The sequence below is a fragment of the Martelella lutilitoris genome (assembly GCF_005924265.1).
In the GTDB taxonomy this organism is placed as follows: domain Bacteria; phylum Pseudomonadota; class Alphaproteobacteria; order Rhizobiales; family Rhizobiaceae; genus Martelella; species Martelella lutilitoris.
In genome coordinates this window covers 262,750-285,435 of sequence record NZ_VCLB01000009.1, presented here as the reverse complement: position 1 = coordinate 285,435, position 22,686 = coordinate 262,750, and the positions used below count along the sequence as shown (strand labels likewise).

The window sequence follows — 22,686 nt, the reverse complement described above, 5'->3', positions numbered from 1 at the left end:
GTAGGAAAGCTCAAGCGCTTCAAACGGGTGGCTCTGCGCTGCGAGAAAACCAAACGCAACTTTTCAGCCATCGTGTCAATCGCTGCAGCATTCAACCTCATCAAATCCGTCCACACAGCCTAGAGAGTGGTTGGTTGCTGGATTATCTGCAAACAGACCCAAAACTGATCCAACAGTGGAAGACGATATCAGAGGGAAAGCGGCAGGCAGTCTTTAGCCCAATAAAAATCCGCGATGCCTTGGACAAGCGTGATGGTTTCACGACGAAAAAACGCGCTGAGCACTATAAGCGCCTATGCGTCTTGTGTGGTCATCCAACTTTCGCGGGTTTCACAATGCTCCGGCCTCTGCCCGATAAAGACGCCCATATGGGACCTTTCCTAGTTGAGAACTTACTCGAAGCCTGCATTCAAGAACTTGTGAAGGTTTCGATTACCGCATGGTCATCAGTTATGGGGTTTTTCCCGCCGAAGACGGTTACCGACTGTCAGGCGCTAATCAATTATCATGAAGCGTGTAACGAATGGACGAAACGCGTCTTCGGCGGGTCATCTGACATCGGAGCGACCGACAGCCTTAGAAAGCTCATGGCAGAGTTGCTCAACGCTTCAACATAAAGCACGTGCGGGCCGCATAGGGGCTGGAGCAAGGTTCCCACGCGTACCTTGAACATGCGACCACGCTGAAGCGGCTGGATCCGACATGATAGCCCGCTCTAATCCGAGGCGGGCTTTTGCTTTCAATCCATCACCGCCACCCGATGAATAGCCCGCGCTGCCGCCAGCAGCGAGGCCAGCCGCTCGATCGTGGCGTCGACGGGTGTGAGCGCGCCTATGGCGCTGTTGCGGCGGCCCTGGCCGATGTCCTCGGCCGCGAGGTCGATCTGGTTCATGATGTCCTCGGCGTCGCGCTGCGTGGCTTTGATGATCTGGGTGATGGCGATTTTGTTGTCACTCATGTCGGTCTCCTTATATGATGACCGGACCATCGCTCTCGGTGCGGCCGAAGACGAGCAATCGGAGTGCTTCCGTCGGCCGGACGTGAAAGACTTTCGCTCGCATCCGCTTCATTCGGCCGCCACGCGCAAAGAGTTTGCTGGCGAGATGATGACCTCCTTCACGCCCTTCCCATTCCCGTCGTCGATCGAATAGGTGCAATCGACCTCCTCAATGGCGAACCGCGAAAAGGTCTCATAGACGCCTTGAACGGCGTTCAAGGACAGGATGAAGGTGCCTTGAAGACCGTCTATGACGTCGGCCATCCGCTCGAAGTCCTCCCGGCCGAAGACGCCCGCGCCAAAGTCGGCCTCGTTTCCCCAATAGGGCGGGTCGAGATAGAACAGCATGCCCGGCCGGTCATAGCGGCGGATGAAGTCTTGCCAGGGCAGGCACTCGATGACGACGCCGGCGAGGCGCTCGTGGATGTCCTCCAGCGTCGAGGCGAGCTTGACCAGGTTGAAGCGTGCGCCGGTGGTCTTGCTGACCCCAAAATTCCGGCCGGCGACTTTGCCGCCTAAGGCGAGCCGCTGGAAATAGAGGAAGCGGGCGGCGCGTTCGAGATCGGTCAGCGTCGTCGGGTCTGTCTTCATCAGGCGTTCGAATTCACGGCGGCCTGCGATCTGGAAGCGGAGCGTATCCATGAACTGCGGAAAGTGCCGCTGCAGGATGCGGAAGACGTTGGCGACATCGCCGCTGATATCGTTGATCACCTCCGTCCTCGGTTGGCGATCGCGGCGCAAGAACACGCCGCCCATGCCGACGAAGGGCTCCCCGTGGTCGCTCTGGCCGCGCCTCATCGCGACACCGTTGCGTCCCGCAGCCACACACATCAAACCCGGGCGATGTCGTGTCGAAGGTCGTCATGGGACCTGGAACGGTTTTCCCGGCGCCGGCGGCGTCGCCTTGATCGTGGCGCTTTCCCGCCGTCAGCATTGCCCTGAACTGCCGCGGCGCCCGGTGAGGAAGTAAAAAAATGCATCAGCGGCTTGCAAAAGGAACAAAAACGGAACATAATAAAAACATAAAGCGAAATGGAGGCGAAAATGACTGAACTCTTGCGCGATGTGGCGGCATTTTTCTCGATCACCTTGTTTCTGACCAGCATGGGGCTGATCATCAGTTCATTGTAGCAGCGCCTGCCGCCTCACGGCGGTTCGAGCTTTCTGTGCATATGTTTTGTGGGCGTTGCGCCGGCCGGGCTGGCCTGCGAAAATCAAGGTCCGGGATAAGACATGACGGAGCAGACAATGGCAGGTGAGAGCGGTGAAGGCGGGCGTGGCCGGTCGGGCGGGGAAGCGGTCCGGTTCGTGCATCTGCGGACACATTCGGCCTATTCCCTGCTTGAAGGTGCATTGCCGCTCAAGAAGATCCTGAAGCTTGCCCTTGACGATCGGCAGCCGGCCGTTGCCGTCACGGATACCAACAATCTGTTCGGCGCGCTCGAGTTTTCCCAGAAAGCGATCGGCGAGGGGCTGCAGCCGATCATCGGCTGCCAGTTGTCGATCGACATGGAAGATGGCGGCGAGGGCGATCGGCGCGGCGGGTCCCACCTGCCGGTGAAGTTGCCTTCGATCGTTGTTCTCGTGGCCAGTGAAACGGGTTATGCCAACCTGATGCACCTCGTCAGTGAGGCCTATCTTGGCGGCGATGCGCACGACAGTATCTACATCAGGAAATCCTGGCTCGAGGGCAGGGCTGACGGGCTGATCGCCCTGACGGGCGGGCCTGGTGGGCCAATCGACCAGGCGCTGGCCTCGGGTTTCGAACTCAAGGCACGTGAACGTCTGGAGGCGCTGAAGGCGCTGTTCGGCGACCGCCTCTATGTCGAGCTCCAGCGCCAGGGCGCGTTCGATCTCCAGCGTGAACGCCATGTGATCAATCTGGCCTATGAGCTCGAATTGCCGCTGGTGGCGACAAATGAGCCTTTCTTTCCCGCGCGCGAGGATTTCGAGGCGCATGACGCCTTGATGGCTGTTGCCCACAACGCCATCGTCTCCGACGACCGGCGTTTCAGGCTGACGCCCGATCACTACATGAAGACGCAGGCGGAGATGGCGGAGTTGTTTTCCGACCTCCCCGAGGCGCTCGACAATACGATCGAGATCGCACGGCGCTGCGGCTTCATCCTGCATACGCGCAACCCGATCCTGCCGCGCTTTACCGGCGCCTCCGACGACCCGGATGAGGCGGAACGGGCCGAGGCGCTGGAACTGCGCAGGCAGGCCGTTGAGGGGCTTGAGGCGCGGCTTTCCCATGTGGGGCTGAGCGAGGGGCACAGTCGCGAGGATTATGTCGAGCGGCTCGATTACGAGTTGGGCATCATCGAGAGCATGAAGTTCCCCGGCTACTTCCTGATCGTTGCCGACTTCATCAAATGGGCCAAGGATCACGATATTCCCGTCGGGCCGGGTCGCGGGTCGGGCGCCGGTTCGCTCGTCGCCTATGCGCTGACGATCACCGATGTCGATCCGCTGCGCTTCTCGCTTCTGTTCGAACGCTTTCTCAACCCCGAACGCGTCTCCATGCCGGACTTCGATATCGATTTCTGCCAGGACCGGCGCGAAGAGGTGATCCGCTACGTTCAGCAGAAATACGGACGCGCCCAGGTGGCGCAGATCATCACCTTCGGATCGCTGCAGGCGCGCGCGGCTCTGCGCGATGTCGGCCGCGTGCTGGAAATGCCTTACGGGCAGGTCGACCGGATCAGCAAGCTTGTGCCCAACAATCCGGCCAATCCGGTCACGCTTGCCAAGGCGATCGAGGACGAGCCCAAATTCCAGGAGGCGGCGGAGGAGGAGCCGATCGTCGGCCGCTTGCTGGCGATCGCGCAGAAGATCGAGGGGCTTTACCGGCATGCCTCGACCCACGCCGCCGGGATCGTGATCGGTGACCGGCCGCTCTCTCAGCTTGTGCCGATGTATCGCGATCCGCGCTCGGATATGCCCGTCACCCAGTTCAATATGAAGTGGGTGGAGCAGGCCGGCCTGGTCAAGTTCGACTTCCTCGGGCTGAAGACGCTGACCGTCTTGAAGACGGCGGTCGATTTCATCGCCCGGCGCGACATCAAGGTGGACCTTTCGCTGGTGCCGCTGGACGATCACGAAACATATGACATGCTGGCGCGCGGCGAGACGGTCGGCGTGTTCCAGGTGGAAAGCGCCGGCATGCGCAAGGCGCTGATCGGCATGAAGCCGGACCGCATCGAGGACCTGATCGCCCTCGTCGCGCTCTACCGGCCGGGTCCGATGGAAAACATTCCCGTCTATAATGCGCGCAAGCACGGTGAGGAGGAGATTGAATCCGTCCATCCGATGATCGACCATCTTCTTGCCGAGACCCAGGGCGTCATCATCTACCAGGAGCAGGTGATGCAGGTGGCCCAGGTGCTCTCGGGCTATTCGCTGGGCGAAGCCGACCTTTTGCGCCGCGCGATGGGCAAGAAGATCAAGGAGCAGATGGACAAGCAGCGCGTCCGCTTCGTCGAGGGCGCGGTGGAGAAAGGCGTGAAGAAGCAGCGCGCCGACGAGATCTTCGATCTGCTGGCGAAATTCGCCAATTACGGCTTCAACAAGTCGCATGCCGCCGCCTATGCGATCGTCTCCTATCATACGGCCTATCTGAAGGCGCACTACCCGGTGGAGTTCCTCGCCGCCTCGATGACGCTCGACATGGCCAATACCGAGAAACTGAACGATTTCCGGCACGACGCCCGCAGGCTCGGCATCGATGTGGTCGCGCCGTCGATCCAGACGAGCTACCGGCATTTCGAACCGGGCGAGGATCGCATCTACTATGCGCTTGCCGCCATCAAGGGTGTTGGCGATGCGGCGGTCGATCATATCGTCGAGATGCGCGGCGACCGGCCGTTTGCCGATCTTGAGGATTTCTGCCAGCGCATCGACCCGAAACTCGTCAACCGCCGGGTTCTGGAAAGCCTGATCTGCGCGGGCGCGTTTGATTGTTTCGGGCATGACCGGGCCGCTCTTCTTGCCGGCCTCGATCGCATCATCGGTCTTGCCCAGCGCACCCAGGAGGATCGCGCCAGCGGTCAGGCGGATATCTTCGGCAGTGCAGGCCAGGTCGCGAAGATCGTTCTGCCGGACTACACGCCGCTCTCCGATTCGGAACGGCTGATGCGGGAATACCAGATGCTCGGCTATTACCAGACGGCCCATCCTCTGGACGCCTATGCCGATATCCTGGCCAAGATGCGCGTGCAGGCCTTTTCTGCGTTCCAGCTCTCGGTGAAGAACGGTTCGGATCGCGGCCGGCTCGCGGGCACAGTGGTTGCCAAGCAGGAACGCAAGACCCGGACCGGCAACCGCATGGGCATTGTCACCTTCTCCGATGCCACCGGCCAGTTCGAGGCGGTGCTGTTTTCGGAGATGCTCTATCAGTATCGCGATCTGCTGGAGCCGGGCACCTCGGTGGTCATCACCGTGTCTGCCGAAATGCGTCCGGAGGGAATCGGCATGCGGATCCAGACGGTCCAGTCTCTGGAGGAGGAGGCGGTGCGTCAGCAGAGGGCCATGCGCATCTTCTTGCGGGATGATTCGCCGATCGCCTCGCTCGCCCGCCACCTGAACGACAATGGCGAGGGCCTCGTGTCTTTTGTGGTCATCCAGGATCACGGGCTTCGCGAGATCGAAGTGGAATTGCCGGGCAAGTATCGTTTGTCGCCGGAGGTGGCGTCCGCCATGCGCGCCGTTTCCGGTGTGGTGGATGTGGAACTGGTTTAGTTTCCGGTCGCTGTGGCTTGCGTGGTGATTCCCCTTGGCAAGCGAGGCGCGGCCGGTTTCAACGCTTCGGGCGCGTTCTTCCGTCGTTTGGCCGCATCGATTCAGGGGGTGATTTGCCGTTATCGGCCGGAATTGTCGGGATTGACGCGCCATGGGCTGGCCGTTTCGCTCTTGTTTTCTTTACCTTTTGTAAAGATTTGGCCTTCCGGGAGGGGGACTTGTTGCCAATCCGCAACAGCAAGCAGGTAAGGACGGTCCCAAGACCGCATTCGGGTTGATTGGTGATTGCGATCGCGACGCGGTCTTGTATGTTCAACCTCGGAAGTGAGGGCGAGACGGCCCGGTCTTCTTGAAACCAGGGGATGGGGCAGGGAACGCCTCGGCGAAAATCCCAGACCCGCTTTAAACCTTATTTGGAGGTCATTATGAACGTGAAGAGCCTTCTCCTCGGCTCCGCTGCAGCAGTTGCAGCAGCTTCCGGCGCCCAGGCTGCCGACCCGGTTGTGGTCATTGAGCCTGTAGCTGCCAACTACGTTGAAGTCTGCGACACCTTTGGTGCCGGCTACTTCTACATCCCGGGCACCGAAACCTGCCTCGACATCGGCGGTTATGTCCGTTTCCAGGTTAGCGCCCTGAGCAAGACGACCCCGATGTGGGCCGCTGGTCAGCCGGGCACCTGGGACGTTTTCACCAAGGCTCAGATTGACATCGCCAGCAAGACGGAAACCGAACTCGGTGTCCTGACCGGCGTTATCAAGATGAACGCTGAAGCGCACAGCGCCGGCGGTTCGGGCACGACCTTCGGTCTCGACCAGACCTACCTCGCTCTCGGCGGCTTCCAGGCCGGTTATTTCCAGAGCTACTGGGATGAAGGTCTTGTCGGCGAAATCGACGACCTGTCGGGCAACACCAAGTTCAACTCGATGCGTTACGTCTTCACGGGCGACGGCTTCGTAGCCGGTCTCTCGCTTGACGCTCTGACGGCTTCGCAGGTTGGCTACATGGGTGACCCTGACCTGGCTCGCATCGGCGTTTCCGGTCGTGTCGGCTTCCAGGCTGGCGGTATCGGCTTCAAGGTTGACGGTGGCTACGACACCTTCAACGAAGACGGTTCGGTTCGTGCGATGACGTCGCTCGCTCTCGGCCCGGGTCAGCTTGACCTCGGTGCTTCGTGGGCTTCGGGCTGGAACGCCTATGCCAACACCTTCGATGACTGGTTCGACAGCTATCCCTTTGCTGGCGCTCCGGCTCCGAACTCGATCTATGCCGAATGGCAGCTGGCTGCCGGTTACGCTCTTGACGTCACCGACAAGTTCACCATCACGCCGGCTATCCAGTGGACGTCGGTCAACATCCCGACGGCTTCGAACAAGAGCTTCTACACCTTCGGCGCTCTGTTCGACTACGAGATCGTTGACGGCCTGTCCGCCAAGGTCAACTTCGACTATGCCGACCTGCCGGACTCCTACTTCAAGGACGACACTTGGGGCGGTTGGTTCCGTCTGCAGCGCGACTTCTAAGACGCGTTTAGGTCTAGTTTGGGAAACCCGGTCCTCGTGGCCGGGTTTTTCTTTTTTGTTACGAGCGCAGCCTGTCCTTTCTGCGCTTCTCGTTCAGCAGATGTTTCGGGGGTAGCCCGGCAAGTCTGAAGGCGCGGTTCAGAGCTATAAAGAGCTATAATTGGCGCTTATCATGCCCCGGGCGCGCCTGCGGTCCGGATGGCGCATGCCATATGCGTGTTTCGAGAATCCATGGTGCGGACGGCGGGGCTCGAACCCGCATGACCAATCGGTCGAGGGATTTTAAGTCCCTTGCGTCTACCAGTTTCGCCACGTCCGCTTCGGGCAATGCTTTATTATGACGATCGGTTTTAGGCAACAGGTGACAGTGGGCTTTCGGCTCTGTTCGTCGGGCGCGCCTTTTGATGTCGTCTTAACCTTGTTTCAGCTCGGTTCCCCGGTTGGGCATTGTTTTTTATATCAAATCGACAAGTGTGTCGCTTGCGTCACAGTCATTCAGCATAAATTCACGTAAAAGCATTTGGTGGAAAGCCGTCCATTTCCCGCCACAAACAAAGAGCATCAAAAGGGTCTGGTGCCGCAGTCGGCGAGCCAGTGTTTTGGCCGGGTCACGGGGCCGGCTTCTGCGTTTATGCCGGGCAGGCGTGTCCGGCCAGGTGTTTCGGTGAAGAAACGTTCAATGATGATGGAAAAGACAGGTCACAGACAGATCGGCGTTTTTCTGCTGATGGCGAGCCTCATGGTGGGCTATGGCGTCGGACGGCCCGTCCAGGCTTTCGACATCACCACCGACGTCCCGAAGGAGTCCGGCCGGTTCGATCTCTTTCGTTTCGGTTTCAAGGCGTACCAGAACGGCGACAAGAAAAAGGCCGTCGAGGCCTACCGCTATGCCGCCGAGAAGGGCCACACCGGTTCGCGCTGGGCGCTCGCCAACATGTATGCCTATGGCGACGGCGTTCCGGAGAACGATTATGAGGCCTTCAAGGCCTATGCCGAGATCGTCAACCATGATGTCGAGCCGGGCTCTCCCGATACCGGCTTCTATGTGAATGCCTTGCTCGCGCTGGCCGGCTATTACCAGACGGGCATACCCGATACGCCGGTGGAGAAGGATTTGTCCCAGGCGCGTCAGCTCTATTTCCAGGCGGCCTCGGTCTTCGGCAATCCCGAGGCGCAGTTCCGGCTTGCGCAGATGATCCTGAACGGCGAGGGCGGGGCGAAGAATGTGCGCCTGGCCAAGAAATGGCTCAACCTCTCGCGCAAGAACGGCAATGTCGGGGCCATGGCGGTTTTCGGGGATCTCGTTTTCAATGAAGGCCAGCCGGTGCTTGGTCTTGCCTATCTGACCATGGCGGCGGATCGCTGTGGTCCCGGCGATTGCTCGTGGATACGCGAGCTGCAGGAAAAATGTTTCTCCGTCGTTGACGAGAATGACCGCCGCGGCGCGATCGCACTTGCGCAAAATATGAGCACGGGCAACCATTGATTGTTGCTTCCGTAAGCAGCCGCGATTGGCACTGACGTCCCGATTGCCGCACCTCGTCGCGACATGGCTCCGCCGCGGAGCAATGTGAAACCGCGCTCGGCGCGCGCCCTAGGCCCAGTCGAAATCGAAAGCGGCAATCACCGGCACGTGGTCGGACGGTTTCTCCCAGCCGCGCACCTTCTTGTCGATCATGGTCGAGCGCAGCCGGTCGGCCGCTTCGCAGGAGAGCAGCATGTGGTCGATGCGGATACCGTTATTCTTCTGCCATGCGCCGGCCTGATAATCCCAGAATGTATATTGTCCGCCCTGATCGTCGGCACTCATCACCGCGTCGTAGAGGCCGAGGGCCTGAAGCGTGTTGAAGGCCTCGCGCGTGGCCGGCAGGAATAGGGCGTCTTCTGCCCAGACGGCCGGGTCGTGGCAGTCGCCGGGGCGCGGAATGACATTGTAGTCGCCAGCGAGAACGAGCGGTTCTTCCGATTTAAGGTGTTGTGATACATGCTCTTTCAGGCGCCTCATCCAGGCGAGCTTGTAGGGATACTTGTCGCTTTCGACCGGATTGCCGTTCGGCAGGTAGATCGAGGCGACGCGCACCACGCCGCCTTTGACGCTGAAAACGCCTTCGATATAGCGTGACTGAATATCGTCATCGGCGCCCGGCAGACCGCGCAATGTCTCATCCGGCGCCTTCTTCGAAAGCAGCGCGACGCCGTTGAAGCCCTTTTGGCCGTGGGTCTCGACATGATAGCCAAGCGCCTCGATCGGCGCTCGGGGAAAGGTCTCGTCCTGCGACTTGATTTCCTGCAGGCAGACGATATCTGGCGCCTCTCCCGCAAGCCAGGCCAGGAGGTTGTCCTGCCGCGCTTTGATGCCGTTGATGTTCCAGGTCGCGATTTTCATGGGGCCGCCTTTTCGTGCTTCGACCTGTTTCTTATGCAGAGGACGCCTGCGATTTGCAAACGCCGCATCGGGCGATGACGTGCAATGACCCGGTTTCGCAAGGCTTCCGGGAAATGTGACAATTCCGTGGCACGGAAATTGCATCGCTTAAAACGCTAGCAGCAGGGGACAACGCGCGGTTTCGGCCGCCATTGAAAGAGAAATTCATGAGTGAACAAAATCCGAGTGCGGAGCACCACCACATTATTTTCAAGCTCAACGACGTGCCTTCGCCGCACGCTTCGTTTCTGGCAGCCTTCCAGCACATTCTTGCCAGCATCATCGGGATTGTCACGCCGACGCTGATTATCGGCGGCGCACTGGGGCTTGGCGAGAACATGCCCTACCTTCTGGCAATGTCGATGTTCGTGTCCGGCGTTGCCACCTTCATCCAGTGCCGTCGCATCGGACCGGTCGGCTCCGGGCTCCTGAGCGTGCAGGGAACGAGCTTCGCCTTTCTCGGGGTCATTCTCGCCGCCGGTTTTGCCGTGAAGGGCAGGGGCGGCACGCCCGAGGATATCCTTGCCATGATCTTCGGGCTCTGCCTCGTCGGCTGCATTGTCGAAATCGTGCTCAGCCAGTTCATCACCAGGATGGGCCGCATCGTGACGCCGACGGTGACGGGCATCGTCATCACCGTCATCGGTCTGTCTCTGGTGAAGTCGGGCTTCACCGATTTTGCCGGCGGCGCAGGGGCGGGTGATGCGTTTGGCGCGCCCGTCAACATCTTCCTCGGCCTTCTGGTCGTCGCCGTGATCATCTTCTTCTCGTTCTCGAAGATCCCGATGGTCCGCATTGCAGCGATCATGCTCGGCCTTGTGGCAGGCTTCGTGGTTTCAATCTTCTTCGGCATGGTCGATTTCTCACGGCTCGGCACGCAGCCGCTGTTTGCCATTCCGCAACCGCTGCGCTATGGGCTCGACTTCGATATCGGCCTGTTCATCCCGATTGCCTTCGTCTATCTGATCACGGCCATCGAGACGACGGGCGACCTGACCGCCAACTCGGTGATTTCGGGCGAGCCGGTGCAGGGCGATGTCTATCTCAACCGCATCAAGGGCGGCGTTCTCGCAGACGGCATCAATTCCGGCATCGCCGCGCTTTTCTGCACCTTCCCGAACACGACCTTCAGCCAGAACAACGGCGTTATCCAGATGACGGGCGTCGCGAGCCGCCATGTCGGCTATTATATCGCCGGTATTCTCATCGTCATGGGCTTCTTCCCGGTCATCGGCGGGGCGTTCCTGCTGGTGCCCAAGCCCGTGCTCGGCGGCGCTACCGTCGTGCTGTTCGGCTCGATCGCCGTTGCGGGCATCCGCATCCTCGCCTCCGAGCCGATCGACCACCGCAAGGTCTATATCATGGCCGTGTCCTTCGGCCTCGGCCTCGGCGTCACCCTGGTGCCGCAGTCCATGCAGCAGATGCCCGACATCATCCAGAAGGTGTTCGCCACGCCGATCACGCTTTCCGGCCTGTCGGCGATCATTCTTTCGCTGCTTATTCCGGAGAACGCCGGCAAGGCGATCAAGGACTGATAGGCTGCTCAAACAGAATGAGGCCGCGCTTTCGGGCGCGGCCTCTCTCTTTTCCGGCGTTGCTTCGTGTTCGGATCAGATTGCGAAGCTCGTGCCGCAGCCGCAGCTGGCCACGGCATTCGGGTTCTGGATCTGGAAGGACTGGCCGAGCAGGTTGTCGACGAAATCAATTTCCGCGCCGGCCATATAGACCAGCGAGATGCTGTCGATCAGCACGGTTGCGTCGTCCTTGGTGATGACCACGTCGTCGTCTTCCGGGCCTTCCACAAGGTCGAATTTGTAGGAGAACCCCGAGCAGCCGCCGCCCTCGACGGAAACCCTGAGGGCGTGCTTGTCATTCTCGCTGCTGATGATCGAGGCGATCCGGCGAGCGGCCGCGTCGGAAAGCGTCACTGTCTGGGTATCCATATCAATTCTCCGGCCACGCGGCTTTTTGGGCGAAACTGCCAGGCACAAAGCCGCAGTGATTTTGCGTGCCATCGCGCCAGAAGCGGCGATGGCTTTCAATCATGTCCAATCTTAGTTAAGAACGCCGATGAAGGCCGTCAACGGTCAATTTGCATCCGGGTTCTCCGCGTTTCGCAAAAACCATGTCTCGCGCAACAGGATAGAATATGACAATCGACAGATCGGCACTCGGCTTCGGTGACGTTGCGCTCGCGGTCTATGCCTCAGACCCCTGGACGAGCCGCGGCCGCCTTTATCCCGAGCCCGACAGCCTGACGCGCTCGCCCTTCCAGCGCGACCGGGACCGGATTATCCACACGACCGCGTTTCGGCGGCTGAAGCACAAGACCCAGGTGTTCATCGCCCAGGACGGCGATCACTACCGCACGCGCCTGACGCACACGATCGAGGTGGCCCAGGTCGCCCGCTCGCTTGCGCGCGCGCTGAGGCTCGACGAGGATCTTGCCGAGGGTGTGGCGCTGGTGCATGATTTCGGCCATACGCCCTTCGGCCATACGGGCGAGGATGCGCTGCACGAGAAGATGGCGGATTACGGCGGCTTCGACCATAACGCCCAGTCGCTCAGGATCGTCACCAGCCTCGAACGGCGCTATGCCGAATTCGACGGCATCAACCTCACCTGGGAGGCGCTCGAGGGCCTGGTGAAGCATAACGGGCCGCTCCAGACGGCGGATGGCGAGGGGCTTGGCGGCCCCGTGCCGCAGCCGATCATCGATTACAGCCGACGTCACGACCTCTGGCTTTCCACCCATGCAAGCCTCGAGGCGCAGGTCGCGGCGATTGCCGACGACATCGCCTACAACACGCATGATATCGATGACGGGCTGCGTTCGGGCTATCTGACCTACGAGATGCTGGAGGAGGTGCCGTTCCTCGCCGGCCTGATGCGCGAAGTACATGACCGCTATCCCGATCTCGAGGCCGCGCGCTTTACCAACGAGATCATGCGCCGCCAGATCACGGCCATGGTCGAGGATGTGATCGGCGTGACCCAGGCCAACCTGCGAGAGGCGCAGCCCGGAAGCGCCGACGATGTCCGGCTTTCAGGGCGCACGCTTGCGACCTTTTCGCCGGAAATGGCCGAGATTGACCGGCAGATCAAGAAACTGCTCTTCGGCCATATCTATCGGCATCCGGACATCATGAAGATCCGCGCCGGCGCGGCGCAGATCGTCAGCGAGTTGTTCGATGCCTATTTCGCCGATCCGGAACTGATGGGCTCGCATCCCTGGACCGACGGCGTCGAAGCGCTGACCGCGGCGCAGCGGGCGCGTCATGTGGCGGATTATCTGGCCGGAATGACCGATACCTATGCCGAGAAGACCCATCGGCAGCTGTTTGACCATACCCCCGAATTGCGCTAGAGCCGCCGCTGAAAGCGCCTTTTGCCGCCGCAAAGCGGCCCATGGAACATGACATGAACCTCTTCACCGATTTTGAGCAAAGACTGAACGAACGACTGCTGACGATTGCAGCGATTGCGGAGAAGCGCGACGCGCTCGATTTCTCGCGCCTGGTGGTGGAGCCGCCGCGCGATCCGAGCCATGGCGATATCGCCGTCAATGCCGCCCTGGTTCTGGCAAAGCCGCTGGGCAAGAAGCCGCGCGATCTTGCCGGCGAAATCGTCGCGGCGCTTGAAAGCGACGCGGATATCGCCGAACTGTCGATCGCCGGTCCGGGCTTCATCAATATCCGCCTGTCGGATGCCTTCTGGAAGCGCATGCTGGTCGCGGCCCTGCGCGAAGCGGAGGATTTTGGCCGCAGCGCAACCGGCGGCAAACGCAAGATCAATGTCGAATATGTCTCGGCCAACCCCACGGGACCGATGCATGTCGGCCATTGCCGGGGCGCTGTGGTGGGCGATACGCTCGCCAATATTCTCGACTATGCCGGCTTTGACGTTACCAAGGAATATTACATCAACGACGCCGGCGCCCAGATCGACGTGCTGGCGCGGTCGGTATTCCTGCGCTATCGCGAGGCGCTGGGCGAGGACATCGGCACAATCCCCGAAGGCCTCTATCCGGGCGATTATCTCGTGCCCGTCGGCGAGGCGCTGAAGGACGAATTCGGCCCCTCGCTTCACAACCTGCCGGAAGACGAGTGGATGCCGATCGTCAAGGACCGGGCGATCGATGCGATGATGGCGATGATCCGCGAGGATCTTGCGGCGCTCAATGTCCGTCACGAAGTCTTCTATTCCGAGCGCCGGCTGCATGACGATGATGCGTCGCTGATCCGCACCGCGATCAACGATCTCACCTTCAAGGGGCATGTCTACAAGGGCACGCTGCCGCCGCCGAAGGGACAGCTTCCGGAAGATTGGGAAGACCGCGAGCAGACGCTGTTCCGCTCCACAGAAGTCGGGGACGATATCGACCGGCCGCTGATCAAGTCTGACGGCAACTACACGTATTTTGCTGCCGATGTTGCCTATTTCAAGGACAAGTATGACCGCGGCTTCCATGAAATGGTCTATATTCTCGGCGCCGATCACGGCGGTTATGTGAAGCGGCTGGAAGCGGTGGCAAAGGCGGTTGCCGGCAATGACGCAAAGCTCTCCGTTCTGCTTTGCCAGCTGGTGAAGCTCCTGCGCAACGGCGAGGAAGTGAAGATGTCGAAGCGCTCCGGCAATTTCGTCACCCTGCGCGAGGTGGTGGACGAGGTGGGCCGCGATTCCGTGCGTTTCATGATGCTCTACCGCAAGAGCAGCGAGCCGCTGGATTTCGACTTCGCCAAGGTGACCGAACAGTCCAAGGACAATCCCGTTTTCTACGTTCAGTACGCCCATGCGCGGTCGATGTCGGTGATGCGGCAGGCGCAGGAAGCCTTTCCCGGTCTCGATATTTCGCAGAAATCTCTGGAAAAGGCGGTTCTCGATGCGGATTTCGAGCCGGAAGAACTCAAACTTGTGGCAAAGTTATCTGAATATCCGCGGGTTGTGGAGTCGGCTGCACTGATGCGGGAGCCGCACCGACTGGCGTTTTACCTCTATGATCTTGCGTCGAACTTCCATTCCCACTGGAACAAGGGAAAAGAAAAGACGGAATTACGCTTTATTAATGAGGGTGATAGACAATCGACGCTTGCAAAACTGGGACTGGTTTCTTCCGTGGCCGCCGTCCTGCGTTCCGGCCTCGCTCTGACGGGCACGGATGCACCGCAGGAAATGCGCTAGAGACCGTCTCATCCGCACTTTTCTCGCGCCCTTTTGCGGCGCGGGGCAGCATCGGTGATAGAAGATGGCAGATAACAACAAGCCGGATGGCGGGAAAACGGGTCCCGCCCACACGGACGAGGATGATCCTTTCGCCGAGCTGGCGCGGCTGATCGCCCCGCGCGAGGCGGAAAGACCCCGTTCGGCCGAGACCGCTGACGATCTGGCCGACGAGTTGCTGCGCGAATTCAACGCCTTTCCCGGTCAGTATCCGGCTGCCGATGATGCCTTCGAAGAGCCCGTCGCGCCGGAGCCTCAGCCGGAACCGCGGGCCCCGCCGATGGTGTTCGAATCCTTTCATCCGCTGGGCCGGCCCGTGCCGGAAGCCGATCGCGAACCGCAAGAGCGGCCGGAACAGTGGTCTGAAGAGCCCATTGCCGAGGCTCCCGGCCACGACGATGTGGACCTTGGCGAAGGCTTCCTCGAAGATGAACTGAGGCAATCGATCGCCTCCCTCGATCTTGCCGAAGACGAGGCGCCTGCGGCAGACGAAGGCATTCATCCCGATACGCTGTTTGCCGCGCCCTCGTTTGGCGCCGAACCGCCTGCCGCCCTGCCGGAAGAAGAACCCGTCGAAACCGAAGCCGGGAACGAGGATTGGGGCACATCCTATGCCTTTGACGATCGGCCGGTCGTTGACGCCGCCATCGAACAGGACGAGAGCGATCTGGCGCTCGACCTCGACGAACTCGAGCTCGAACTCGCCGATGTCACCCGACCCGAAGCTGATGGTCCCGAACCTCTGGAGGAAGCCGGCGCCGGCGAGGTGGGCCGCGACGATGTGTTCGATCCGGCGGCGATCGTTCCGACCGACGAGCTTCCGCGCCCGGTCGACGAGCTTGACCTGCCGCGCATGGGCGATGACGCCGAAGCCGTTCGCGAGCCGCCGCCGCCGGTCTATGAATTCGATCTCGACGAAGAGCTTGCCGATATGCTGGCGAGCCAACCGGCGCTTGTCGATCCGCTGAGCGAGCCTCAGCGCGAGCCCGAACCGGCCGTGGAAGATGTGCATCAGCCGCAAAACGACCGCGTCTACGACGACGACATCGAGCGAGCGCTTGAGGAAGGCTTTCAACTTGCGGAAACCCGGGCCACCGGCGCCCCGCAGGCCTATGAAGATATCGCCGATGACAGCTATTATGACAGCGACGAGCAGGAGCGGCGTCCGAGCTGGCTGGCGGTTACCTTCATGGGTTATGGCCGCGTACTGCTGTTCGGTCTTGCCTTTGTGGTGATCGCCGTTCTGGCCGTCTTTGCCGGGCTTCGCTATCTCGGCAGCGAAGGCGATGGCGGTCCTGTCATCATCGCCGCCGACGACACAAGCGTGAAAGAAGCGCCGGAGGATCCCGGCGGCGAGGTCGTTCCCAATCAGGACAACGTCATTTTCAATGACGCATCCAGGACCCTTGAGGCCGAACCCCGGCAGGACAGCCTGATTGCGTCCGACCAGGAGCCGGTCGACGTGAACGACATTGCGCCCAATCCGCTGGCGGACAGCGTTGCCGACAATGCCACGGGGCAGGCCGGCGGCGGTGTTGTCGAGCCGCGCAGGGTGCGCACCATCATCGTCCGCCCTGACGGAACGCTTGTCGAGCGCGCCGCTCCCGAGGCGACGCAGACAGGCGCTGGCACAAGCGGTACCGAAGTTGTGTCTGCACCGTCCGATGAGGCCGGAATGCTCGTTCCGCCCGAGACGGCGGGCGCTGCAGACAGCGTTGGCGCGCCGGTCCCGGACGAAACGCAAAGTCCCTCCGTCGCCGACGTGCTGAATGGAGCGACGGGCGTGCAGGACGCGACCGATCTCACCGATCAGGATGTCGCCGCCGACCAGGCCGCAGATGAGCCGGCCGCAGCCGTCGGCGACTTCGGCATCGCCAATGTGCCGATTCCGACACCGCGTTCGTCGACCGGCGGCCCGCCTGCCTCTTCGGCACAGGCCGCGCCTGCCGCGCCGAGCCAGCCGGTCGCAGCCGCCGCGCCGGCAACAAGCGCCGCGTCGGCCACGAGTGCCGCGCCGTCGTCGCGTTATGCCATGCAGATCGCCTCGCTGCCGACGGAAGCCGAGGCCCAGCAGGCCTATCGGCGCCTGGCCGCGCAATATCCGGCGGTGCTCGGTCGCCAGCCGGTGGAGATCGTCAGGGCTGATATCGCCGACCGGGGAACCTATTACCGGGTTCGTATCCCGGCGGGCAGCCTGTCGGAAGCCCTGTCGCTCTGCGAGAGCTTCAAGGCCGCAGGCGGGAGCTGCTTCGTGCCCCGCTAATTGCAGTTTCGGCGCGCCCGGCTGAAGAAAACTGTGCATGAAGCGCGGGTCAATTTCGCGCTTTCGCGCGGAACCTCTATGATTCGCGGATGACCGAGACACGCAAGGCCATGATTCTGGGGTGCGGCGGCACACGCCTCAGCGCGGAGGAGACAGATTTCTTCCGCGCCGTTCAGCCGTGGGGCTTCATCCTGTTCAGGCGCAATGTCGAAAGCCTCGCCCAGATCAAGGCGCTGACGGAGGCGATGCGCGAGGCCGTCGGCTGGCATGCCCCGGTCTTCGTCGATCAGGAGGGCGGCACCGTGCGCCGGCTGCGGCCGCCGCTGGTGCGCGACTATCCGGCGGCCTCCGTTATCGGCGCGCTCTACGAGACATCGAGAACGGCGGCGCTTGAGGCGGCCTTTCTCAGCGGGCGGCTGATGGCCGGTGATCTTCATGGGGTCGGCATCAATTGCGATTGCGCCCCCGTGCTCGATATTCCGCCGGAACCGGGCGCCGGCTTTCTTGCCGACCGGGCCTTCGGCACGGACCCGGACCAGGTGATCGCGCTCGCAACCGCCCAGGCCGAGGGGCTGAAGGCCGGCGGCGTGCTGCCGGTGATCAAGCACATGCCGGGCCACGGGCGCGGCCTGCTCGATTCGCACCAGCGTCTGCCGGTGGTCGATGCCGCGCTTGAGACGTTGCGAGACACGGATTTTCGTCCTTTCAGGGAAATCCCGGGGATTGTCATGGCGATGACCTGCCATGTCCTGTTTACGGCGGTCGATCCGGAAAACCCGGCTTCAGCCTCGCGTAAGGTCGTTGAGGAGATCATGCGCGGCGAAATCGGGTTCGACGGGCTGATCATCTCCGACGATATCTCGATGAACGCGCTTTCCGGCGATATCGCGGCGAGGGCGCGCGCCGTTACCGCCGCCGGTGTCGACATCATCCTGCATTGCAATGGCGATATGAATGAAATGCGCGCCGCGGCCGAAGAGGCGCCGGCGCTCGCGGGCGCGGCGCTGGCGAGGGCGGAGCAGGCGCTTGTCGGCGCGCCCGAGGCCGACGGCAGCGATCTCGCGGCATTGTCGCGCCGGTTCGATGATTTGCTTGAGGGGAAGGGGTAAGCCGCGTGCAGGACGATTTCTTCCCGGAAAATCCGAACGGAACCGTCGAGGTTCGCGCCGCGGGCGAGGCCGTGCTGGTGATCGATGTCGGCGGGTTCGAAGGCCCGCTTGACCTGCTGCTGCACCTTGCCCGCACGCAGAAGGTGGATCTGGCGCGGATTTCCGTTCTGGCGCTTGCCGAGCAGTATCTCCAGTTCATCGAGAGCGCGCGGCGCATCCGCATTGAGCTTGCCGCCGACTATCTCGTGATGGCGGCCTGGCTTGCCTACCTCAAGTCGCGGCTTTTGATTCCGCGCCGGGCAAGCGACGAGGAACCATCGGGCGAAGACATGGCGGCAACGCTCGCCCACCGGCTGAAGCGGCTGGAGGCTATGCGCGATGCCGCCGCCAAGATCGTCAACCGCAACCGGCTCGGTCGCGATACCTTCCAGCGCGGCGCGCCGGAGCATATTCCCGACGAGACCGGATCGTCCTACACGGCGACGCTTTATGAACTTCTGGATGCCTATGCCAATCTCCGCCAGCGCCAGGCCGTAACCGAAGTAACCATCGAGAAGCGCCTGGTCTGGTCGCTGACCGATGCGCGCGAACGGCTGCAGGACATGATTGGCGAGATCGGCGAATGGACCGCGCTCGATCGCTATCTGCTGCGCTATCTCACGCGCCCGGAAGAAATGCGCACCGCGATTGCCAGCACCTTTGCCGCGTCTCTGGAGCTCGTGCGCGAGGGGCGGCTCGACCTGCGGCAGGAGGAAGCCTTTTCGCCGATCCTGATGCGGCGCGGCAGCGGCCGATTGCCGCAGTCGGGCGCGATCTCGGGGGAGGCGGCCGAATGAGCGACGACGAGATTGACGAGACGCAAGAACCGGAAGACGTGGCCGCGACGAGCCCGGAACTGCTGCTCGAAGCCGAGCGCATCGCCGAGGCGCTGGCGTTTGCCTCTGCCGAACCGGTCAGCGAGGCCTATATCGCCGAGCGGATTCCGGACGGCATCAATGTCGGGGAGGTGATGGCGGGGTTGAAGGAGGCGTATGCCAATCGCGGCGTCAATCTGGTGCGCGTCGAGGACCACTGGGCGTTTCGCACAGCGCCCGATCTCTCCTTCGTCATCCATCGCGGCGAGCGCGAGGCCCGCAAGCTCACGCGCGCGGCCCTCGAAGTGCTGTCGATCATCGCCTATCACCAGCCGGTGACCCGTGCCGAAATCGAGGAAATCCGCGGCGTCCAAACCTCCAAGGGCACGCTGGACGTGCTGATGGAGGCGGGCTTTGTCCGCTTTCGCGGGCGGCGGCGCACGCCGGGCCGGCCCGTCACCATGGGCACGACGCGCGCCTTTCTCGACCATTTCGGCCTTGAGGAAATCCGCGATCTGCCGGGGCTCGAAGAGCTGCGCGGCGCCGGGCTGTTGTCTGGCCGCATTCCGCCCGGTTTCCAGATTCCGCTGCCGCTCAATGACGACGAGGACCTTGCCGATGACGAGGATCCGCTGGATGCCGCCGATCTGGAGGATCTCGGCCTTTTGACACCGGGCGGCAAACATGATGAATAAGCTCTAGAAAAATACCGGCCGGAACCGGCCGCACCGGAACTTCTGGAGCGAGGATGAACCTTCAGGCGCTGAACCTGGGCGCAAGCGGCACGGCCGCCCGATTGCGTTTCGAGCATATTCGTCACGGCTATGGCGGACGCGACGTCGTTCGCGACGTGTCGCTGACGGCGTTTCCCGGCAGGGTTTTGTGCTTGCTTGGCCCGTCCGGTTCCGGCAAGAGCACCTTGCTCAGGATCGCGGCCGGGCTTGAGGTGCCGCGCGGCGGACGGTTGCTCATCAATGATGTCGAGGTCAGCGGACCTCACGCCTTCCTGCCGCCGGAGCAGCGCGGCGTCGGCCTGATGTTCCAGGATTTCGCGCTTTTTCCCCATATGACGGTCGGCGCCAATGTCGCCTTCGGCCTGACGCATCTGTCGAAGGCAAGCCGTCAGGCGGCAGCGGGCGAAGCCCTGGCGCGGGTCGGGCTTGCCGGCTACGAGGGCAAATATCCGCATATGCTGTCAGGCGGCGAGCAGCAACGCGTGGCGCTAGCCCGCGCTGTCGCCCCCAAGCCCTCCGTGCTGTTGATGGACGAGCCGTTCTCCGGGCTCGATTCGCGGCTGAAGGACCAGGTGCGGGCCGACACGCTCTCGGTTCTGCGCGAGACGGGTGCAACGGTGGTGATCGTGACCCATGATCCGGAGGAGGCGATGGGCATGGCCGACCAGATCGCGCTTCTGAAGGATGGCGAACTGGTGCAGACCGGCAGCGCGCGCGACCTGTTCCTTCATCCCGGCAGCGTTTTCGCGGCGTCCTTCTTCTCAGAGATCAACCGTTTCGAGGCAGTCGCCCGCAACGGCCTCGTCGAAACGCCGTTCGGCACGCGCCGCGCTCCTGAAAACGTGACCGCGGGGGAATTGACGCTTGCCGTGCGGTTCAGCGATATCCGCGTGGCCACGGTCGAGCAGCCTGGCACAGTGCCGGCCAGCGTCATCGACCGCCGCTATCTCGGCACTTCGGAGCACCTGACGCTTGCCCTGGAAGAGGGCGGAGCGACGGTGGAAGCGAGCATCGGCGCCGGCATGCTCGCCGAAGGTATTAGCCGTGTTTTCCTCTTTGTTGTCGAAGACGCGATTTTGATGTTTGAAAAACAACCGTAAACCCCTTACACCTGAGACAAAGTGGTAACAGGAGAATTGGCCATGGGTAATCTCGGTATCTGGCAGTTGCTGATCATTCTCGCGATTGTCGTCCTGCTGTTTGGCCGCGGCAAGATCCCCGAACTGATGGGCGATGTCGCAAAGGGCATCAAGAGCTTCAAGAAGGGCATTTCCGACGAGGACGAAAAGCCGTCGGACAATGACAAGACTGTCGAGCACAGGGCAGACGAAAAGACCAAGCAGGGCTGACACGGTGTCGGACAGCCTTCCGGCTGTCTGCAGGAGAATGTGAATGCTTGATATTGGCTGGACGGAGCTTCTGGTCGTCGCGATCGTGCTGGTCGTCGTCGTCGGCCCGAGGGAGCTTCCGCATGTCCTGCGGACCTTCGGCAAGACCATGACCAAGATGCGGCGTATGGCGACGGACTTCCGTTCGCAGATGGATGACGCGCTGAAAGAGGCGGATATGGAAGACGTTTCCTCCGCCATCAGGGACGTGAGAAAACTCAATCCTGCCAATCAGTTGCGTGATGCCGTCAGTCCGTTGCGTCAGACGGCGCGCGATATCCAGTCGGATCTGAAGACCTCGACCTCGCTTGAAAACAAGCCGAAGGCGACGACGTCCGACAAGCCGGACCTGCCGAAGGCCTCCTATCCGACGCCCGGCGCACAGCCGGCCTTCACGCCGGAAAACGTCTTCCAGAAGGCCGTCCGCAAGGAAGAGGAACAGGCCGCCGAGCTCGTTTCAAAGCGTCAGGATGACGGGCTGATGAGCCGACGACCCGGATACAGGGGAACGGCGCGACCGACGAAGACAAGCAAGGGACGCTCAGGCGGGCGGAGGAACGGCCGATGAGCGCCGGAAATGATATCGACGACAAGCCGCAGCCGCTTGTCGAGCATCTGATCGAGCTCCGGAAGCGGCTGGTGTGGTCGCTCGCCGCCTTCTTTGCCGGTTTCCTGCTCTGTTTCGCCTTTGCCAAGGACCTCTTCAATCTGCTGGTTCTGCCTTATAAATGGGCGGTGATCTGGTCGGGTCTCGACCCGGACAAGATGCAGCTGATCTATACCGCGCCACAGGAATTCTTCTTCACGCAGATCAAGATTTCGCTGTTCGGCGGCCTGCTGATCGCCTTTCCGGTGATCGCCTTCCAGGTTTACAGTTTCGTTGCCCCTGGGCTTTACAAGAACGAGCGCTCGGCCTTCCTGCCGTTCCTGGTTGCCTCGCCGATCCTCTTCGTCATCGGCGGTGCGATCGTCTACTTCTTCCTCATTCCCGTCGTCATGCTGTTCTTCCTCGGCATGCAACAGACGCCGGAAAGCGGCGAGGTTGCGATCTCGCTTCTGCCGAAGGTTTCGGAATATCTGAGCCTGATCATGTCGCTGGTGCTGGCCTTCGGGCTGGTGTTTCAGCTGCCGGTCGTGACCACGCTACTGTCGCGTGCCGGCCTCGTGACCGCGGAATGGCTTGCCAAGCAGCGCAAGTTCGCCATCGTCATCGCCTTTATCATCGCCGCCGTTCTGACGCCGCCGGATCCGCTCTCCCAGCTCGGCCTGGCGCTGCCGACCGTTCTGCTCTACGAAGTGGCCATCTATGCCGCCAAGCTGGTCGAGCGTCGCCGGAAAGAGGAGCAGGCCGAGGCGGCGAGCGAGGAGACGCCGCCGGAGGACGAAACTTAGGCTATATCCTCAAAGCGTGTCTTGCGCTTTGAGGATGAGTTGGG

The 22,686-nt window shown here is 61.7% G+C and carries 19 protein-coding genes, 1 tRNA gene and 1 pseudogene; 15 read left to right on the top strand and 6 right to left on the bottom strand.

The genetic code is table 11. The annotated features are described in order from the left end of the window. Positions 1 to 617 (top strand): annotated as a pseudogene (locus FF124_RS20625) (hypothetical protein); the annotation flags it as partial. 122 nt (positions 618 to 739) lie between these two features. Here the strand turns inward: FF124_RS20625 and FF124_RS17475 are convergent. The 3 genes from FF124_RS17475 to FF124_RS17465 all read right to left on the bottom strand — a co-directional run bounded on the left by FF124_RS17475 (position 740) and on the right by FF124_RS17465 (position 2,115). Continuing rightward, positions 740 to 958, bottom strand: a complete 219-nt coding sequence (locus FF124_RS17475; protein WP_138749754.1) for a hypothetical protein — start codon at positions 956 to 958, stop codon at positions 740 to 742. A 108-nt stretch (positions 959 to 1,066) separates the two neighbouring features. Then, on the bottom strand, positions 1,067 to 1,795 hold the full coding sequence (locus FF124_RS17470; RefSeq protein ID WP_246072524.1) for a DNA adenine methylase: 729 nt from the start codon (positions 1,793 to 1,795) through the stop codon (positions 1,067 to 1,069). 32 nt (positions 1,796 to 1,827) lie between these two features. Beyond that, positions 1,828 to 2,115: a hypothetical protein gene (locus tag FF124_RS17465; protein WP_138749753.1), complete on the bottom strand. Its 288-nt coding sequence runs from the start codon at positions 2,113 to 2,115 to the stop codon at positions 1,828 to 1,830. A gap of 130 nt (positions 2,116 to 2,245) precedes the next feature. On the opposite strand from FF124_RS17465, the gene dnaE reads away from it, so the two are divergent. Continuing rightward, positions 2,246 to 5,737, top strand: a complete 3,492-nt coding sequence (gene dnaE / locus FF124_RS17460; RefSeq protein WP_138749776.1) for a DNA polymerase III subunit alpha — start codon at positions 2,246 to 2,248, stop codon at positions 5,735 to 5,737. A 425-nt stretch (positions 5,738 to 6,162) separates the two neighbouring features. Further along, positions 6,163 to 7,257 carry a porin gene (locus tag FF124_RS17455; RefSeq protein ID WP_138749752.1) on the top strand — a complete coding sequence of 365 codons (1,095 nt, stop codon included), beginning with the start codon at positions 6,163 to 6,165 and terminating at the stop codon, positions 7,255 to 7,257. A 232-nt stretch (positions 7,258 to 7,489) separates the two neighbouring features. Here FF124_RS17455 and FF124_RS17450 read toward each other — a convergent pair. Next, a tRNA-Leu gene (locus FF124_RS17450) sits at positions 7,490 to 7,576 on the bottom strand. A 366-nt stretch (positions 7,577 to 7,942) separates the two neighbouring features. On the opposite strand from FF124_RS17450, the gene FF124_RS17445 reads away from it, so the two are divergent. After that, positions 7,943 to 8,743, top strand: a complete 801-nt coding sequence (locus FF124_RS17445) for a tetratricopeptide repeat protein (protein ID WP_425462548.1) — start codon at positions 7,943 to 7,945, stop codon at positions 8,741 to 8,743. A 108-nt stretch (positions 8,744 to 8,851) separates the two neighbouring features. Here the strand turns inward: FF124_RS17445 and xth are convergent, their stop codons facing one another. Next, on the bottom strand, positions 8,852 to 9,643 hold the full coding sequence (gene xth, locus FF124_RS17440) for an exodeoxyribonuclease III (RefSeq protein ID WP_138749751.1): 792 nt from the start codon (positions 9,641 to 9,643) through the stop codon (positions 8,852 to 8,854). A gap of 206 nt (positions 9,644 to 9,849) precedes the next feature. On the opposite strand from xth, the gene FF124_RS17435 reads away from it, so the two are divergent. Beyond that, positions 9,850 to 11,217, top strand: a complete 1,368-nt coding sequence (locus FF124_RS17435; RefSeq protein ID WP_138749750.1) for a uracil-xanthine permease family protein — start codon at positions 9,850 to 9,852, stop codon at positions 11,215 to 11,217. 75 nt (positions 11,218 to 11,292) lie between these two features. Here the strand turns inward: FF124_RS17435 and erpA are convergent, their stop codons facing one another. Continuing rightward, on the bottom strand, positions 11,293 to 11,625 hold the full coding sequence (gene erpA, locus FF124_RS17430) for an iron-sulfur cluster insertion protein ErpA (RefSeq protein WP_138749749.1): 333 nt from the start codon (positions 11,623 to 11,625) through the stop codon (positions 11,293 to 11,295). Between the two features lie 206 nt (positions 11,626 to 11,831). On the opposite strand from erpA, the gene FF124_RS17425 reads away from it, so the two are divergent. The 10 genes from FF124_RS17425 to tatC all read left to right on the top strand — a co-directional run bounded on the left by FF124_RS17425 (position 11,832) and on the right by tatC (position 22,642). Further along, positions 11,832 to 13,049 (top strand): deoxyguanosinetriphosphate triphosphohydrolase, encoded by a 1,218-nt coding sequence (locus tag FF124_RS17425; protein ID WP_138749748.1) that lies wholly within the window; start codon positions 11,832 to 11,834, stop codon positions 13,047 to 13,049. A 53-nt stretch (positions 13,050 to 13,102) separates the two neighbouring features. Continuing rightward, positions 13,103 to 14,863 carry an arginine--tRNA ligase gene (argS, locus tag FF124_RS17420; RefSeq protein ID WP_138749747.1) on the top strand — a complete coding sequence of 587 codons (1,761 nt, stop codon included), beginning with the start codon at positions 13,103 to 13,105 and terminating at the stop codon, positions 14,861 to 14,863. 64 nt (positions 14,864 to 14,927) lie between these two features. Then, entirely contained in the window at positions 14,928 to 17,165 is a 2,238-nt protein-coding gene (locus FF124_RS17415; protein ID WP_138749746.1) for an SPOR domain-containing protein, read from the top strand. Between the two features lie 89 nt (positions 17,166 to 17,254). Next, a complete protein-coding gene (nagZ, locus tag FF124_RS17410) occupies positions 17,255 to 18,274 on the top strand; it encodes a beta-N-acetylhexosaminidase (protein ID WP_246072521.1) in 1,020 nt (339 codons plus the stop codon). Positions 18,275 to 18,279: 5 nt separating this feature from the next. Next, positions 18,280 to 19,110 (top strand): segregation and condensation protein A, encoded by an 831-nt coding sequence (locus FF124_RS17405; protein WP_138749745.1) that lies wholly within the window; start codon positions 18,280 to 18,282, stop codon positions 19,108 to 19,110. Next, positions 19,107 to 19,823 (top strand): SMC-Scp complex subunit ScpB, encoded by a 717-nt coding sequence (gene scpB, locus FF124_RS17400; protein WP_138749744.1) that lies wholly within the window; start codon positions 19,107 to 19,109, stop codon positions 19,821 to 19,823. The genes FF124_RS17405 and scpB overlap by 4 nt, the downstream gene beginning before the upstream one ends. Before the next feature lie 53 nt (positions 19,824 to 19,876). Further along, positions 19,877 to 20,962: an ABC transporter ATP-binding protein gene (locus FF124_RS17395; protein ID WP_138749743.1), complete on the top strand. Its 1,086-nt coding sequence runs from the start codon at positions 19,877 to 19,879 to the stop codon at positions 20,960 to 20,962. A 42-nt stretch (positions 20,963 to 21,004) separates the two neighbouring features. Beyond that, positions 21,005 to 21,211, top strand: coding sequence for a twin-arginine translocase TatA/TatE family subunit (locus FF124_RS17390; RefSeq protein WP_138749742.1), 207 nt, complete (start codon positions 21,005 to 21,007; stop codon positions 21,209 to 21,211). 43 nt (positions 21,212 to 21,254) lie between these two features. Next, a complete protein-coding gene (gene tatB, locus FF124_RS20975; RefSeq protein ID WP_138749741.1) occupies positions 21,255 to 21,818 on the top strand; it encodes a Sec-independent protein translocase protein TatB in 564 nt (187 codons plus the stop codon). Continuing rightward, entirely contained in the window at positions 21,815 to 22,642 is an 828-nt protein-coding gene (tatC, locus tag FF124_RS17380; protein WP_138749740.1) for a twin-arginine translocase subunit TatC, read from the top strand. The genes tatB and tatC overlap by 4 nt, the downstream gene beginning before the upstream one ends. Positions 22,643 to 22,686 lie beyond the last annotated feature (44 nt).